Raw genomic sequence first — 16,759 nt, 5'->3', positions numbered from 1 at the left:
GCTATTGGGGTATCTTTTCGGTATCCCCAGTGAACGTCGTCTGGTTCAGGAAATTCAGGTCAATTTAGCTTACCGCTGGTTTCTGGGAATGGGATTAACCGAAAAAGTGATTGACGCCTCAACACTCAGCCAAAATCGTCGCCGTCGGTTTAATGACAGTGAAATCTATCAACAGATTTTTGATAATATTGTTGAGCAGGCCATTGCCAAAGAGTTGATAAGTGGTCGAGTATTATATACGGACAGTACTCACCTAAAAGTAAATGCCAATAAAGGCAAAGCACGTAATGAGCAGCGTATTGTTGAGCCCAGTCAATATATTGATGCCCTTAATCAAGCCATCAACACAGAAAGAGAATTAAACGGAAAAAAGCCTTAAAGCCATCGACGGTAGAGAAATACAAGGATGTTAAAGTCAGTACAACAGTTCCGGACAGTGGCTTTATGCATCGGGAAGGCAAGCCTAAAGGGTTCTTCTACTTAGAGCACCGAACGGTTGATGGCAAACATAATTTAATTACCGATACCTATGTCACAGCTGGAAATATCCATGATTCCCAGCCTTACATGGCTCGATTAAAACGCCAGTTAGAGCGGTTTGGCTTTAATCCGGTTGGTGTCGGCCTTGATGCGGGTTATTTTACGGCTCCCATTTGCCATTTACTGCTGGCAGAGCAGATATATCCGGTGTTGGGTTATCGTCGTCCCACCCATGGTGCGAATCCCATCAGAAAAAAGCAGTTTATCTATAACAGTCAAAACGATACTTATACTTGCCCAAACGGGCAAACATTAATATATAAAACTACCAGCAGAGAAGGTTATCGTCATTATCATTCTGATGCAACAACCTGCAAAATCTGTCCGTTATTGTCACAGTGTACATAGAGTAAAAATACACAGAAAGTCATCACACGGCATATCTGGGAAGCAGATAAAGAGAAAGCCAACGAGATTCGTTTAAGTCAGTGGGGTAAAAAAGTCTATGCTCGGCGAAAAGAAACGATAGAGCGCAGCTTTGCTGATGCTAAACAACATCACGGACATCGCTATGCACGATTTAGAGGAAGAGCGCAGGTTCAAATGCAGTGTTTATTGGCCGCAACGGCTCAAAATATCAAGAAAATAGCGATAAAGCTATTTTTGTTACGTTTTTTTAAGCTATTTTTTAATTTATTTAATAAAATCCAAATTAAAAAGCCTATTTATGGTTTAAATAAAAAAATAAACCCCGAATTATATCGAGGTTTGTCATCAATCTGAAGCCAGCTAGAAGCTGGCTTCTTATTCTTTAGATTACTGAAAAGTGATTTCTATTTCTTCATTTTCATATCCACAACCATACGTCCACGAATTTTACCTGCTTTCATTTCGTCGATCATGTCATTGATATCTTCCAATGGTCTTTTTTCAACCATTGGTATTACTTTACCCTCAGCACTGAAACGAAATGCCTCGGCTAAATCTTCACGAGTACCAACCAGTGAACCTAAAACTTGAATACCATCAAGCACTGTTTTTGGAATACTCAAGTCCATAGTTTCCGAAGGCAAACCTAAGGCAACAACACGTCCTAAAGGGCGTACTGAATGAATAGCCTGATTGAAAGCTGTTTTCGTCACTGAGGTCACAACAGCACCATGTACACCGCCTTCAGTGTGCGCTTTAATATAAGCACCTACATCATCCACTTTTTTAGGATTAACGACTAAATCTGCCCCCAACTTTTTACACAATTCTAATTGACTATCGCTATTACTAATTGCAACCACTTTATTGTTAAACACTTTTTTACCATACTCAATAGCCAGTGTTCCTAAACCTCCAATGCCAAATACAGCAAGCCATTGCCCCGGTTTGGTATCGGCAACTTTAATGCCTTTGTAGGTTGTAACGCCGGCGCAAGTAATACTTGTTGCCTGTGCGGGATCTAATCCTTCCGGTACTTTAACCGCATAATCTGCTTTAACAATACACTGCTCTGCCATACCGCCATCAACACTGTATCCAGAATTTAACGCATTACGACAAAATGTTTCATGACCAGAAATACAATATTCACAAGTACCACATCCAGCATGAAACCAAGCAATACTAACTCTATCACCAATTTTAAGGCTCTTTACATCAGGAGCAATTTTAGTCACTATTCCCACACCTTCATGACCAATAACTCGGCCTGGCTTTTTGCCAAAATCACCCGATGCTACATGGATATCAGTATGACAAAGACCACAATATTCAACGTCAACTAATGCTTCTCCCGCTTCTAATGGGCGAACTGGAATATCTTTAATTTCAACTTGACCATCGCATTCTTGCTTAATCACTGCTGCCTTCATTTTTTTCTCCTAAATAAATTTTAAAGTTAAAACATAATTGCTTTTTATTCTAAACGAATTATTTTTGAAAAATATGAGTGGTTTCACAATTCTATTAAATAATATTCATTGTTTAATAATTTATACTATGAACATAGCCTTTCATTGAAATTTGAAAAAAATAAATTTGTGGTGTTGTTATAAAAAGGGGTTGTTATAAACATATGCAGCATACTGATATAGGCTGAAAATAAGTCAACTATTTTTTAAAGGCGATAATTACTAAAGTGGTAACTTAAGTTCAATCATAATGCCATTAGATAACAATGGTATTGGCTTAAATTGAGGATATCGCTGTAACTAGCACAAATGATTAATAAACAACCAAAAAAAAGCAATATAATAAAGAAACTAACTAAATGGAGGCTATAAAATGGCTAGAAAATGTATTTCTCGTGGTAAATTCACACGTATGCAACAACTATCAAACCAAGATGGCGTGATTGCTGCATTAGCGATTGATCAACGTGGTTCAATGGTTAAGATGATGGAATCTGCGGTTGGTAAAGATCGTTATCATATTGATATGGTGTATGAATTTAAGGAGCTTGTTTCTCAAGAATTAACTAAATATGTTAGCGCAATTTTGTTAGATGAAGAATATGGTTTTAAAGGTATGGCGGCAAAAAATAGCAATGCTGGATTAATCATGTCATACGAAAAGACGGGCTATGACGCCAATACGCCAGGACGATTGCCCGATATTTTGCCAGAAGATTCATTACAACGTTTAATAAAAAAAGGCGCGGATGCCGCAAAAGTATTGGTTTATTATAATCCTGATGATCCTCAAGATATTTTAGATAAAAAGCACGCTTTTTTAGAACGTTTAGGTAATGAGGCAAGAGCTGCCGATATTCCCGTTTTTGTTGAACCTATAGTATATGATAATGCGATAACTGACGATAAAAGCCCAGAATTTGCAAAAATCAAACCACAAAAAGTCATTAATACCATTAAAGAATTTACTAAAGAGCAATATTACATTGATATTTTAAAAGTCGAAGTTCCTGTACTTTTTAAAAATGTCGAAGGCTTTAACGACAACAACGTCGTTGTCTACACGCAAAAACAAGCTGCTGACTACTTTAAACAAGCCAGCGATGCCGCAACGCGTCCTTTCATTTATTTAAGTGCGGGCGTGCCAACAAAAACCTTCCACCAAGAACTCATTTTTGCTGGTGAAAATGGGGCTAAATATAGTGGCATCCTTGGTGGACGAGCTACATGGTTTGAAGGCGTTGCCGCCTATGCAAAAGGTGGAAAAGAGGGATTAAAACGTTGGTTAGATCAAACTGGCCGTGAAAATGTTGAGCACCTTAATAAGATATTAAAACAATATGCCACTCCTTGGTATGATATTTATGGTGGTAAAGATAATATTGAAGTGATTGATGTTAAATTAGGTAATTAATTAGCAAACCAAACAGAGAACAGGTTTTGTTCCTATTTTCCTGTTCTCTCTTACCATGATATCCTGTTTATGACCTTAGTTATCGGAATTGCTTGTGTTATTTACAATAATTTTGAGAAACGACTGTAATAGTTATACATGAAAAAAACAAAAGTAACGCCTTATTACAGAAAAGCATATAGCGCTGATATCATAAAGAAAAATACCCCTCCGTTATGGTATTAAACGTTTAGTCAAAATTAAAAATCCATTCAAGGTAAATTAAGACTACAAACTAAAGGCAATAACAAAACCTATCTAGGCAAAATGCTTCATGTTGACACCAAACATCTACCCTGAACATTCCATTTATAACGCCGAAAGGCCTCATCAGGTATGACATAACCTAATCCTCATTGCATATAAACACGAAAACAGACAGCATAATTTTCTACGTCAGTTGTGTCTCACTATGGAATATTTATACAAATGTTCGCTTTTTAGATTATTTTTTGTAAAAAATATTCAGGATTCTATACCGTTTGGTGATTAATTGAGGATTTGTAGTATCTAATTGCTAAAACATGTGATCACCATCTTATTAATCGAATAACTTACGAACCTATCTGCTAACAAACGAATGGGAAAGCCGAAAGAAAGACGTACTTTAATAGCAATATGGCTTAATCAACAAATAGTTACCAATGCAAATAATAGAAAATGATTGATTCACGTTTATAATACGGTTAAGCCACATAAAGCGATTTTAAGTAAAATCGCTTTATGTGTCACGTTTTACGTTGTTAGCGGATTATTTTAATCATGAAGTGTAAACAATCTGGCGTTTTGTTACACCTGAGTTTTACGATAAATAAAAACGCCAGATCCACTTGCTGATCATCAAATGGCTTTATCAAAAAACAAATTAACTTTACTCTGTTTTGACATGGATTGTATATAAGCTTTAATTTTAGGCGGAAACGTTAAGCTTTTAACACACGTCAAATTCCGTAAAACGGGAAACAAACAGATATCATCTAAAGATAATTGTTCATTACACGCATCTGGCGAAACAATCAATAATTCAAGCTTATTTAATACCGCAGATACAGCAGACACTAACGAATCAGTTTGCGCTAAACATTCATCAAACGACCCTAATTTTTCGACTTTACTGGTGACAAAATAATCAATCGCGCTTTGTGTTGCAAATTCAGCTAAGCCGAGTTTTATATAACGAGGACACTCTAACTTATAATCATATTGTTGTAACTGTTTGATTAACTCTGCAATATTTGGAGATTTAGATCCAATTAAAATTGGCTCACCACCATAATTATTATCAATATAATCAACAATATCTAAACTTTCAGGCATATAGCTACCATCCTCTTTCTGTAAAATCGGCGCCATCTTTTCACCAATCATACGCTCTGGCGATTGAAAATCATCACTAAGCAATACCTGCAATTCAACTGGCACGTTTTTTAAACCAAAAATCATTCTAGCTCTTACACAAAAAGGGCAATGTTCATAAATATACAGTTTCATTTTTACTCCTTAAGTAATCAATCAACCAACATAAAAAGGCAATTCCCAAAAATAATAAAAAAAACTTACTTACAGCAAATAGTGCTTGGGAATAACCAATCTTTACAACATTAATAAAAGGATATGGATACAGATTGGTATAGTAACCTCGAATAAAAATATAAACACCATAGCCAATCATTGACAATGACGCCCCCATAATGACTTTTAAATTAATTCGTCGAAATGGTCCAAAAATAAACCAGCTCAATAATCCCAAAACAGGAATAATCACATGTAAACTTTCATTCGCAATTTTCAATAATACATTAGGTGGTGGTGTATGGATGCTTCTTAACACTAGGTTATATACAATAGTCGTTATCATCACACCCGCCAATCCATTCAAACGAATAACTTTAAAACTGTATCGATGACAGTTAGGATTGATAGCTAGCCAAAAACAACTCAATGCTAACATTAAATTTGATAAAACTGTAAAGAAACTATAATAATAAATTAATCGCCCTATTGAAGATTCGGGTTGCCAAGGACGAAATTTAGTATGCCAATAAATGTAAGTTTCCATGGCAATAATCGAAATAGCAAATAGCGCAATAAAAATATTAATAGTTCGTTTTAACATAATGCCTTTTAATATAAATAGTACAAAAAACAACTAAAAGTGCAGTATATAGTAATTAATAAAAAAATCATAAACTACCTCTGTTTAAAAGATAACAAATAGACAAAATCTACAACTTATTGACAGTTAGTATATAATGTCAGAATAAATGTAATGTAGAGATGATATTGATGTCGAATCACGACACCCCGCCCCAAAATAAAATATTAATAGAACAATTTTTAGATTCTTTATGGTTAGAAAGGAACTTAGCTGAAAATACCATTGCGTCTTATAAGTTAGATTTGCTGGCATTAAGTCAGTTTTTACAACAACAAAATGTCACATTTTTGTCTGCTCAAACAGTTAATCTACAAGCATTTTTAATGCAACGGGTGCAAGATGGGTATAAAGCAAGTAGTTCTGCAAGATTACTTAGTGCAACTAAACGTTTTTTTCAATATTTATATCAAGAAAACTATCGTACAGATGATCCTTCAGCGGTATTATCATCCCCCAAGCTTCCCAAAAAATTACCTAAAGATTTAACCGAATCACAAGTTGATGCATTACTTGAATCGCCAAGCATAGACGATCCGATTGAACTTCGAGATAAAGCAATGCTTGAAGTACTTTATGCAACCGGTTTACGTGTATCTGAATTAGTGAATTTAGAAATTAGTGATGTTAGCCTACGGCAAGGTGTTGTAAGAGTGATAGGTAAAGGCAATAAGGAACGTTTAGTACCGCTGGGTGAAGAAGCGGTTTATTGGCTTGAATATTATTTTAAATATGGCAGAAATGATCTTCTAAAAACAGGGCCTGTTGATGTTCTTTTTCCTAGTCGATTAGGAAAAAAAATGACACGTCAGACCTTTTGGCATAGAATTAAATATTATGCCGTATTAACAGGTATCAATATTGAAGCACTTTCACCTCATGTGCTTCGTCATGCCTTTGCAACGCATCTGCTTAATCACGGTGCAGATTTGCGTGTTGTGCAAATGTTGCTTGGGCACAGTAGTTTATCAACGACGCAAATTTATACGCATGTGGCAACTGAAAGATTAAAACAGTTACATAGTAAACATCATCCTCGAGCATAATACTCAAAAAAATAAGGGTAATTGAATGAAAAAATTAGGTTTAGCTTTAGCTTTAATTTCAACCTCAGTATTAGCGAGTAATGCTGATATAACAAAAGCTTTAAATAAATTAGGTTACGACAGTAAGGCGTTAAAAATTACTAATAGCCCAATACAAGGGCTTAAAAGCGTTTCTACGCCTGATGGTATTTTTTATGTTACAGAAGATGGCAAATATTTAACTCAAGGTCCTATTTATAATGTTCAAGGTAACTATCCTGAAAATATTGCCAACAGTAATAACCTTAAACTAATGCAAACAATTGCAAAAGATGCCATTGTTTATAAAGCTAAAGATGAAAAATACATTATTTCCGTCTTTACTGATTACACTTGCCATTACTGTAAATTGCTACACGAAAATATTGATAAATATTTAGAAGCAGGTATTTCGGTACACTATTTTGCCTTTCCTCGAGCAGGAGATAAAAGCGATGTTGGTAAAAATATGCAATCTATTTGGAGCATGAAGGATCGCAAAGCCGCGTTTGAAAACGCCTATAAAGGCAATAAAATTTCACCAGCTAGTAGTATGATTCCTTACATTACACAACAATTTAATGTTGGGAAGCGACTTGGAATTAGTGGTACACCAGCAATTATTTTACCTAATGGCGAGCTTGTTTCTGGTTATGTACCAGCAGATAAATTGCTTGAAATTTTAGATAAAAACAAGTAAATAACTGATTACCGCTGTTGAAATATAATATTAAACTCAATGTTAGCGCTAATGCGCTAGCATACAAAATATGAAAAAAAATAAATTAAGACATCGTAAATTACCTGATGGATATCCAAAATTTTCCGAGGATATTCCATTATTATTACAGCGAGTTTATGCATTACGTGGGGTGACTAGTATGCAAGAGCTCGACTATACCACACGCAATTTGCACAATTACGACACATTAGATGGCATTAACAAAGCAGTTGAAATTCTTTATTTAGCAATGAAGAATAATCAACGGATCATGATTGTTGGCGATTTTGACACTGATGGTGCTACTAGTACTGCTTTAACCGTTAAAGCCCTTAAAAATATGGGGTGCCAATTTGTTGATTATATCATTCCTGATCGTTTTGATGATGGATATGGGCTAAGTATTTCAATTGTAAAAAAAGCGCTATTAAAAAATGCGCAACTCATTATTACTGTTGACAACGGTATTTCTGCTGTTGAAGCTGTCGATTTTGCCAAGCAGTCAAACTTGTCAGTGATTATTACCGATCACCATTTATGTCCAGAACGGTTACCTGATGCAGATGCTATAATCAATCCTAATTTACCTAATTGCGTGTTTCCTTCTAAGCATTTAGCTGGAGTGGGTGTGGCTTTTTATTTCATGCTTGCTTTACGAGCCAAATTACGGCAAGAAAATTGGTTCATGGACAATAAGTTAACCGAATATAATGTGACGAATTTATTGGATTTAGTTGCTTTAGGTACGGTTGCTGATGTGGTTAAACTTGATCATAACAATCGTATTTTAGTTCACCAAGGTATAAATAGAATTCGATCTGGCTATTGTAGCGAAGGTATTAAAGCCTTATTGCATATAGCTAAGAAAGATCCTGCTTCGATTACATCAACTGATTTAGCTTATTATATAGCACCTCGATTAAATGCTGCGGGAAGAATGGATAATATGACATTAGGCGTTGAATTATTACTTTGTGATAATTATGATTTAGCCATCAATAAAGCAGTAGATCTTGATAATCTCAATCGTGATAGAAAATTGATTGAACAAACAATGCATAAAGAAGCTTTATTGTTTATTCAAGAAATTGAAGAGCAAAATATACCAATTCCTAACGCACTGGTGTTTTATCATCAACAGTGGCATCAAGGCATTATTGGTATATTATCTTCTCGTTTAAAAGATAAATATCATCGACCAGTTATATCTTTTGCTTCAACCCAAGATGGTTTTTTAAAAGGCTCTGGACGCTCAATTAAAGGCGTTCATTTACGCGATCTACTTGATGAATTAAATCAGCGACATCCTGATTTAATCGTTAGCTTTGGTGGACACTCAATGGCGGTTGGTTTAACTATTCACGAAAAAGATTTAGCGCATTTTACAAGTTGTTTTCAAGCACTTTTAAATACACAAGTCGATTCTGATTTACTAGAACATATTATTGAAACAGACGGTGAAATAGATAGCCAAGACTTTACTTACGCAACCGCCAAATTGCTAAAAAAATCTGGTCCTTGGGGCGAAGGGTTTGATATGCCTATTTTTGATGGTGTATTTGTTATTCATCAGCAACGGTTAATTGCAGACAAACACCTTAAATTAGTATTAGAGCCACAAAATGGTGGCCCATTTATTGAAGGCATCTGTTTTAATGTCAATCGACAACAATGGCCTGATCAGTCGATAAAAAAAGTAGAATTAGTTTATCATCTGGATGTAGATGAATTTCGGGGTAACCAAGCTCCACAATTACTGATAAAATATCTATGGCCTATCGCCTAAGCAATTAGAATGGATTATAATTTGACAATTATGCTTAAGTTACATCTAATTACGATGGTTATCTAACATCATCAACATAAAATTTACGCAACGTTAAGGATTCAAAATGCATATTCATATTCTTGGAATTTGTGGTACATTTATGGCAGGGATTGCATTAATAGCTCGCTCGCTAGGTCATAAAGTAACAGGTTCAGATAAAAATGTTTATCCACCAATGAGTACACTGTTACAAAAAGAGCACATTGATATTATTGAAGGATATGATCCATCACAACTCACCTCTACACCTGATTTAGTCATCATCGGCAATGCCTTATCAAGAGGTAACCCTTGCGTTGAATATGTCTTAGATAATAACATCCCTTATATTTCTGCGCCACAATGGTTACATGATAACGTTTTGCGCGATCGCTGGGTTATTGCTGTTGCTGGAACACATGGTAAAACCACAACCGCAGGTATGATCAATTGGATTTTAGAAAAACTAAATTATAAACAAGGTTTTGTTATTGGTGGTGTACCGGGTAATTTTGATGTATCAGCCCGATTAGGGGAAGGGAATTTTTTTGTGATTGAAGCTGATGAATACGATTGTTCATTCTTCGATAAACGTTCCAAGTTCATGCACTACTGCCCTAAAACACTTATTATGAACAATTTAGAATTTGATCATGCCGATATTTTTGATGATCTTAGCTCAATTCAAAAACAATTCCACCATTTGGTTCGTTTAGTGCCAAGCAAAGGGTTAATTATTTCACCACAAGATGATGTAAATTTAAAACAAGTATTGGCGAAAGGTTGCTGGAGCGAGCAAGTCTTTACTGAGTCTGAAACAGGTTGGTTAGCGCAGCGCATAAATAACGACGCAAGCCATTTTGCAGTTTACTATAACAATGCAAAAGTAGGCGAAGTGAAATATTCCTTAGTGGGCGAACATAATATGCATAATGCATTAATGGCAATCGCCGCAGCACATAATGTAGGCATTGATCCAGCCGATGCTTGTTTAGCATTAAATTCATTTATCAATGCAAAAAGGCGGCTAGAACTCTATGGTGAAATAAATAACATCGAAATCTACGACGACTTTGCTCATCATCCAACTGCAATTTTAGCAACATTAGAGGCATTACGTAGTAAAATTGGTGCAAATCGTCGCATTTTAGCTGTTCTTGAACCTCGCTCAAATACAATGAAGCTAGGCGTATCTAAAGATGAACTAGCGCCATCACTAGGTCGTGCTGACGAAATCTTTATTTTTCAACCGGAACAATTGCCTTGGTTAGTTGCCGATGTTGTTGATGCTTGTATCCAACCAGCTCACTGGACGGGTGATATTGATTTACTTGTTGAAATGATAACCAAAACAGCTCGCCCAACCGATGCCATTTTAATTATGAGTAATGGTGGCTTTAATAGCATCCATAAAAAGATCTTAGAGAGCTTAGAAAAGCAACAAATCAAAGCTCATGAAAACGAACAATTAATTCAATAACAGTAGATGATATGTCACATACTGTGGCATATCATACCTAAAAGATATTTTATGAATGAAACTGCCGAAATGATTGCTATGTTATGTCGCAGAATAAAAATAGCAAGAATTGAAAAAAATTTATCTCAGCAAGAATTGGCTGACAAATCTCAAATCGGTATTGCGACAATAAAACGTATTGAACAAGGCGAATCCATTACATTACAAACATTAATTGCGGTTCTTCGTGGATTAGATGAGCTCGATCAACTGAATAATTTGCTTGCCTATAATGAAGTGATTCATAAAACATCAATGGAACAACCTAAGCGAAAGTATCGCACCAAAAAACAGTACTGGCTATGTTTGTAACTCCCCCTAAAATAGTACAGCAAAAAAGTAGAAAATTCTCTATGATAAAAGAAAGGGGGATTTAATTATGAAAAAAATGACTGAACATCAAATCGTAGCTATTTTAAAAGAAGCTGAAGCGGGTATTCCTGTTAAAGAACTGTGCCGTAAATAGGGCATGGGCAATTCAACTGTCTATAAATGGCGAGAAAAATACGGCGGAATGGAAACGTCGGATATCAAACGCTTAAAGGAGCTGGAGGCTGAAAACCGTAAGCTTAAGCAGATGTTTGCCAAACTGAGCTTAAAATCCCAGCTTCAGGAAGAAATCATAAAAAAGCTTTAGTGCCCACAAAGGCACGTAAAATGTGGGCACAGCAACTAAAACAAAATCATTTGGTTACTATTGTTATGAGTTGTGCCATTGTTGGTTTAAGCCGTTGTGCTTACTATTATCAACCTAAGTTACTGGATGATTCGGCGATTGTTTCGGTATTGAATGCTATCACAGATAGGCATTTACGCTGGGGTTTTCCTAAATGTTTTAATCGTATCAGAAAGCTCGGCTATCAATGGAATCATAAACGGGTATATCGGGTGTATTGTGAATTAAAGCTTAATCTCAGGGTAAAGCGTAAAAAACGCATTCCTCCACGATGCTCAGAAAGATTATTAGTCCCCAATAAACAAAGTGACTGTTGGTCAATGGATTTTATGAGTGACAGTAGCCGTAATCAACGTCGCTTTAGAACATTCAATGTCATCGATGACTTTAATCGTGAGGCGTTAGGTATTGATATTGCAGTAAGCTTACCAGCAGGAAGGATTACCCGTTACTTAGATAAACTGGCTGAATATCATGGGTATCCATTAAAAATACGGGTCGATAATGGGCCAGAATTTACAGGAAAAACCTTTACCAACTGGGCTAAATTACATGGTATAACCATTGATTATATCCAGCCCGGTAGCCCTTATCAAAATGGCTATATTGAACGGTTTAATCGTACCTATCGTACTGAAGTACTCGATTTATATCTATTTAATAATCTAGAACAAGCAAGAAAGGTAACCGAAGAATGGCTAACCATTTATAACACCGAAAGACCGCATGAGGCATTAAATAACATGACACCGATTGAATACAAAACACTAAAACAGGCTGCTTAATTTTCTACGTAAGTTGTGTACTAAGTTTGGGGTATTTATAAGCACGCCCAAAAACAGAATCAAGTTCCTTAACAAATCTTTACAAAATTTTTAGTAAAAAATGTCGCCAAATTTTTTTTAAACATTATAATTTTAAAAATTAGAATTAATTTAGCTATATTTTATAGGTTATAAATCATCAAAAAAGCAAAATAAAACAACATATTACTTTACAAGAAGGATGTTATGCAGTATACTTATCGACACCAGACACCAGACACCAGACATGGCAAACCTATGTCTTAAATTTATCAAATAACTACGTTAGACGAGTTTTTACACTTGCCTCATTTTTATCATCGAAATTATCCATAGAATTATTTACAAAAATCCCGTTGGTATTAGGACCATTGTTGTTATTGTCGTATTCGCCCAATTCGCAGGCATTAACGGTGCATACTAGTAATGTTATACAAGGTAGTGCACCATATTTAACATTTGATGGTGGTAAAACTAAAGTGATCACAACCGAGGATTTATTGAATATCACTCTATCGGATGGAACAATAGTTACTCCATCAACCAATACATCAAGCGTAACAAATCCAATAACTTTACCTAAAGGAAGTACTTTAAGCGATATTCACATGTTGATTCCCTCATCAGTTGATTCAGTCAGTTTAAATGATATAGTGAACACTTATCATTATTGGGGCGATGATGATGGTGATGGTCAGGGAGTAAATGGCGTAACCGCAAAAGGAAATCTATCTGCTTATTTTTTCGATAAAAATGGTAATGCTGTTAGTCGTAATGATATTTTAGATATTTGTAAAGCACCTTATAAGGTGATGTTAAGTAGTACAGCGGGATTTTTAAAAACACAGTACGGTGTACCAGATACAAATTATTTCCACCGTCAATCGGTGGAGTACTACATCAGCCCAAATTTACCTCCTAAAATCTGTTATGTAAGACCCAATCTAACCTATGGTACAGGTGATTACGCTGGTCCACCTAATATTTGGAATCCAACTAAAGGATTTCTAGTTCAATCAACTAATCCAACATTTTACGAATTAAATTTTCCGACAACAGGTGCAGATGGCTTGTACTTTGATTTAGACATAGGAGGAGGTCGCCAGTTGACTTGGGCTTCTGTTACGCATGGGGGAATAACAGCTACTGTAACAAGGACATTACCAAATGCAAGCGATGATTGGATATCCAATCATTCAGTAGAGGTAATACGCGTTACGCTAACGGGTCCTAGGGCAAGTGATAACCAAAAAAGCTCAGATTCCCCAAGTCCACTTAGCAAGCCAACCTTGCCTCAAACATTTGAGTTAGTGGGGAGAGATAGTCAAGGTAGTGTGGTCGTTAAGTATGGGTTTGAGTTGAAGCAGTGGTTCGTTAATCGTGGATCTCGATCTAATGACGCTTCTAATCAAGCCTCTTGGTGTAGTCATTTAGGTTATCGTTTTCCACAGGTAAGGGATTTAACTAATGCGGTTTGTTCGGGTAAGTGGTCAGGTCACTGGTGTCAAGGTTCTGTCGGTGCCATACCATCATCATCTGGTAATCATTACCAGCGTCGAATTGGCGCAGGTTTTTTTACCGAGTGGGGCGACATGCTTCATTATACCAATGCGGACTTTGCCGACCGTAACTACTGGACTAGTGATACAGCGGGCAGCCTTCAGTTTGGTGTCGATTCGGATGACGGTGATGTTCTCGGAGATGGTTCAAGCATTAGTAGATATGGTCTTTGTGCTTCGCTTTAACCTTTTATAGTTTAATTCTTGACTACTAGAGGAATTATATTTTCAATAGTTGGCTCTTTATTAAAAGAGTAAACTTCAATGATTATTTTTATTCATTATGGTTTTGAACGCTTTAGGCTTTTGGTTAAATGAGTTAAATAAATAGCTTTAATAGCAATGTATGAGCTAAGAAAATAGAGCGATTTTCTTAGCAATTTTTTGCTTTAGATAGGATAAAGAGGTTTTTTGGCTATCCTGTCTCAGTTGTCAGCACTTTGTAATGGTGGAAAAACTCAAAAAAAACATCACAATAAAAACATAAATTAAACTATAAGCACTTGATTTTATAAAAATTATTAAATCAAAAAAACTAAATAAAATCAATACTATACCTGAACGATTTTATGGGGGGAATATCAACTCTCATAATATCGAAAAGCTAGGCAAACGAATCGTTACCTAGACCGTCATTTAGTCTGTAATACATTAAAGCAAGCTTTGTTTCGGCGTTACTTTCTTAAAAATATGCTCGTTCGCAGTGACCGAGGATGCTAACCAACAAAGCACTATTTGAATATATTGAAATCTATTATTATTGTATGCGTGGTCGTTCAGCTAAGGACTGGGTATTGCCAGAACAATATGAACAACAATATACTTATCGGAATTTATTTTAACAAAATGAGTGCCCGATGAGTAAAATAAATTCTCCAGTTGTTTTTCCATAACCAACCCTTTTGCACTTATCCAAGTTTGCCATGGTGTTTTTCCATAACAATATTTTCCAGAATGTGTTCTTTCTCGGTTGTAAAATTCAAGCCATTAGTTAATATCGTTTTGTATGTCACTCAATTGCGTGTACACCTTACGTCGAAATAAGACATCATAACATTCTGTTTTCATCGTCTTATAAAATTGCTCACAAATCCCATTGTTTGTGGACTGTAGGCTTTGGTTTTGGTGTGTTCAATATCTTCTAAATTAAGATAAGGTTCATAAGCATGACGTTCTTTATGGCCATTATGTTCCATACCTCGGTCAGTCAGTATGCGTAATAGTGGAACCTGCTCACTATCAAAAAAAGCAGCACTTTATCATTAAGCATATCGGCAATAATGAGGCTATTTTTCTCGGTATAGACTTTAGTAAAAGCGAGTCTGGAATAGCTATCAACGACTGTTTGTTGGTATATTTCCTCTATACTGGTGTGCCCACACTTTTTAGTACCAAAAAGATAAGGCCTTTCTTTTGTATTCAATCGGCCACTGGTAATTTAAAGACGAATGAAGCCTGTTATAATTAAACCAATCCACATAGTGATTAAATTCCAATTTAAGTTGCGCCAGTGAATCAAAAATCGTATTTGACACAAATTCTGTTTTCACGGCTTTAAATGTGCTTTCTGCAATTGCGTTATCATAAGGACAGCCTTTGCGACTTAACGACCGTTTAATTCCAAATGCGGTTAAGCACTCATCAATTAAATGATTATCAAACGCTTTTCCTCTATCAGAATGAAAAAACTCAATCATCTGTAAGTTCATGGGTATTTGACTCATAGCTTGCATGACTAGTGCCGCTGTTTTATGCCTGCCAGCACTTCGCCTCACTATTTCTCGATTACGGATATCAACAATTACACAAAGGTAGTGCCAACGTTGCTTAACCCTCACATAGGTTAAATCGCTCACCAATATTTTTCGTAGTTGACCTATATCAAATTCTCGATTAAGTTCATTCCCCCGCAGACGATTCATTGCTTTTTTCTGCATGAATACCCTATTTTTTACTGGTGTACTTCGAAACCCAGCCATTTTTCGCCATAACTCGACCTATTTGGCGTCGAGATACGGTTATGCCTTGCTTTCTCAGCTCTGCTTGCAGACGCCTAGTGCCATAATCTCGATAATGATTATTAAAAATTTCACCTAGCGATATATCTTGTGGTTGCTGCGTCAATTTTCGCTGATAATAGAAACGATTTCGCGTTACATTTAAACATCGACATAATGCACGTAAACTGTATCGATGCTTATTATGTAAAATTAACGCGATTTTCTTCCCATTATCAACGCCGCTTGCTTTAGGATATCATTCTCCATTAACAAGCGTTTATTCTCTTTGCGTAGCGCGATAAGTTCGTTCTCTTCAGCCCAGCGATTATCTTTTGCGATGAACGAGCCGGTAGTTTGGTACTGCGTTATCCACTTATCTAATGCTGATTTGGTGAGGTCATACTCTGCGACGATATCCGCACGTTTTTTACCATTTTGATATAGCATGACCATTTGTTTTTGAACTCGTTAGTAAAGCTACGTTTTGCTCTTCGCGCTGAATCGATTGTTATTGTTGTCACTTTCTTTTATTTTTAGTTTATCATAACAATGATCTTATAAAACTGGTACCAATTAGTGTAGCCTATCCATTATACAAGTTATTTTTCATTTTTGGTAACC

The 16,759-nt window shown here is 35.9% G+C and carries 11 protein-coding genes and 4 pseudogenes; 10 read left to right on the top strand and 5 right to left on the bottom strand.

Features of this window, described 5'->3' with window-relative positions; translation table 11 throughout:
• Nucleotides 1-1,263 (top strand): annotated as a pseudogene (locus A9G41_RS07835) (IS1182 family transposase); the annotation flags it as partial.
• Between the two features lie 50 nt (nucleotides 1,264-1,313).
• Here A9G41_RS07835 and adhP read toward each other — a convergent pair.
• Entirely contained in the window at nucleotides 1,314-2,342 is a 1,029-nt protein-coding gene (adhP, locus tag A9G41_RS07830; protein WP_065579780.1) for an alcohol dehydrogenase AdhP, read from the bottom strand.
• 412 nt (nucleotides 2,343-2,754) lie between these two features.
• On the opposite strand from adhP, the gene A9G41_RS07825 reads away from it, so the two are divergent.
• Nucleotides 2,755-3,795, top strand: a complete 1,041-nt coding sequence (locus A9G41_RS07825; RefSeq protein WP_065581713.1) for a tagatose 1,6-diphosphate aldolase — start codon at nucleotides 2,755-2,757, stop codon at nucleotides 3,793-3,795.
• An 879-nt stretch (nucleotides 3,796-4,674) separates the two neighbouring features.
• Here the strand turns inward: A9G41_RS07825 and grxB are convergent.
• Nucleotides 4,675-5,325 (bottom strand): glutaredoxin 2, encoded by a 651-nt coding sequence (gene grxB / locus A9G41_RS07820; RefSeq protein WP_075539532.1) that lies wholly within the window; start codon nucleotides 5,323-5,325, stop codon nucleotides 4,675-4,677.
• Nucleotides 5,306-5,950 (bottom strand): Pr6Pr family membrane protein, encoded by a 645-nt coding sequence (locus tag A9G41_RS07815; RefSeq protein WP_065566518.1) that lies wholly within the window; start codon nucleotides 5,948-5,950, stop codon nucleotides 5,306-5,308. The genes grxB and A9G41_RS07815 overlap by 20 nt, the downstream gene beginning before the upstream one ends.
• A 170-nt stretch (nucleotides 5,951-6,120) precedes the next feature.
• On the opposite strand from A9G41_RS07815, the gene xerD reads away from it, so the two are divergent.
• From xerD to A9G41_RS14750, 8 genes and pseudogenes are all read left to right on the top strand, one after another.
• Nucleotides 6,121-7,035, top strand: a complete 915-nt coding sequence (gene xerD, locus A9G41_RS07810; protein WP_075539531.1) for a site-specific tyrosine recombinase XerD — start codon at nucleotides 6,121-6,123, stop codon at nucleotides 7,033-7,035.
• 25 nt (nucleotides 7,036-7,060) lie between these two features.
• Nucleotides 7,061-7,753, top strand: coding sequence for a bifunctional protein-disulfide isomerase/oxidoreductase DsbC (gene dsbC, locus A9G41_RS07805; protein WP_065581709.1), 693 nt, complete (start codon nucleotides 7,061-7,063; stop codon nucleotides 7,751-7,753).
• Between the two features lie 70 nt (nucleotides 7,754-7,823).
• Nucleotides 7,824-9,560, top strand: a complete 1,737-nt coding sequence (gene recJ, locus A9G41_RS07800) for a single-stranded-DNA-specific exonuclease RecJ (RefSeq protein WP_065581708.1) — start codon at nucleotides 7,824-7,826, stop codon at nucleotides 9,558-9,560.
• 106 nt (nucleotides 9,561-9,666) lie between these two features.
• Nucleotides 9,667-11,061, top strand: coding sequence for a UDP-N-acetylmuramate:L-alanyl-gamma-D-glutamyl-meso-diaminopimelate ligase (gene mpl / locus A9G41_RS07795; RefSeq protein ID WP_065581707.1), 1,395 nt, complete (start codon nucleotides 9,667-9,669; stop codon nucleotides 11,059-11,061).
• 51 nt (nucleotides 11,062-11,112) lie between these two features.
• On the top strand, nucleotides 11,113-11,412 hold the full coding sequence (locus A9G41_RS07790) for a helix-turn-helix domain-containing protein (RefSeq protein ID WP_075539530.1): 300 nt from the start codon (nucleotides 11,113-11,115) through the stop codon (nucleotides 11,410-11,412).
• Nucleotides 11,413-11,479: 67 nt separating this feature from the next.
• Nucleotides 11,480-12,561, top strand: a pseudogene (locus tag A9G41_RS07780) (IS3 family transposase).
• A gap of 431 nt (nucleotides 12,562-12,992) precedes the next feature.
• Entirely contained in the window at nucleotides 12,993-14,324 is a 1,332-nt protein-coding gene (locus A9G41_RS07775) for a hypothetical protein (protein WP_065582550.1), read from the top strand.
• 527 nt (nucleotides 14,325-14,851) lie between these two features.
• Entirely contained in the window at nucleotides 14,852-14,980 is a 129-nt protein-coding gene (locus A9G41_RS14750; protein WP_255307300.1) for a hypothetical protein, read from the top strand.
• 255 nt (nucleotides 14,981-15,235) lie between these two features.
• Here A9G41_RS14750 and A9G41_RS15055 read toward each other — a convergent pair.
• Nucleotides 15,236-15,504: pseudogene (locus A9G41_RS15055) on the bottom strand (IS481 family transposase); the annotation flags it as partial.
• Between the two features lie 19 nt (nucleotides 15,505-15,523).
• Nucleotides 15,524-16,644: pseudogene (locus A9G41_RS07770) on the bottom strand (IS3 family transposase).
• Nucleotides 16,645-16,759 lie beyond the last annotated feature (115 nt).

It is taken from the genome of Gilliamella sp. Nev5-1 (assembly GCF_001690895.1).
GTDB classification, from domain to species: domain Bacteria; phylum Pseudomonadota; class Gammaproteobacteria; order Enterobacterales; family Orbaceae; genus Gilliamella; species Gilliamella apicola_C.
The sequence above is the reverse complement of the archived record's forward strand: the minus strand, read 5'-3'. Positions and strand labels throughout refer to the sequence as shown.